Raw genomic sequence first — 485 nt, 5'->3', positions numbered from 1 at the left:
CCCGTTTCTTTTCCTAATTAATATCGGATTATCCCTATCCTTTTTCAAACTTTATTATTCTTTAAATTTGTTATATATCCGTCCTACTACTTTATTCGCTCTCAAGGAAATGGCCCCTAAAATTAAAACAAAAATAATAAGAGCAATCTTTTTAGGTAGGCTATATGGCAGTAACATAGAAAATATAAGAAGTATTAAAACTGCAACATATGTAATATATTTCCCAGCCTTTAATGGTCGCATATTAATACACTCCTCTCTAAATCCTCAAACTTAATGGTATCGCCTACGACATAACCCATGGTCTCCGTAAAATCTAATATAAGAAAAGATTTCATTCAACTTCTTACTTATTAACCGTAACTTCTATTGCTAGTTTGGCTGTCTACATAATCAAAATTACATTTATGTGCCGATTCGACCATTATAACAATAATCATCAAAATTGTTTTAATCCCTCTAGTTTCACTACTACTCCAATCGAC

At 31.3% G+C, this 485-nt stretch carries 1 protein-coding gene; it reads right to left on the bottom strand.

What is annotated here, in order from left to right:
• Positions 1–54 precede the first annotated feature (54 nt).
• A complete protein-coding gene (locus KI369_RS25835) occupies positions 55–243 on the bottom strand; it encodes a hypothetical protein (RefSeq protein ID WP_001247616.1) in 189 nt (62 codons plus the stop codon).
• Positions 244–485: the final 242 nt, after the last annotated feature.

Source organism: Bacillus sanguinis (genome assembly GCF_018332475.1).
GTDB classification, from domain to species: Bacteria; Bacillota; Bacilli; order Bacillales; family Bacillaceae_G; genus Bacillus_A; species Bacillus_A sanguinis.
This window is presented reverse-complemented; position numbering and strand designations above follow the sequence as displayed.

Bases quoted from the DNA above. Each gene is read 5' to 3' on its own strand.
- KI369_RS25835 (WP_001247616.1), bottom strand. From the start codon at position 243: ATGCGACCATTAAAGGCTGGGAAATATATTACATATGTTGCAGTTTTA.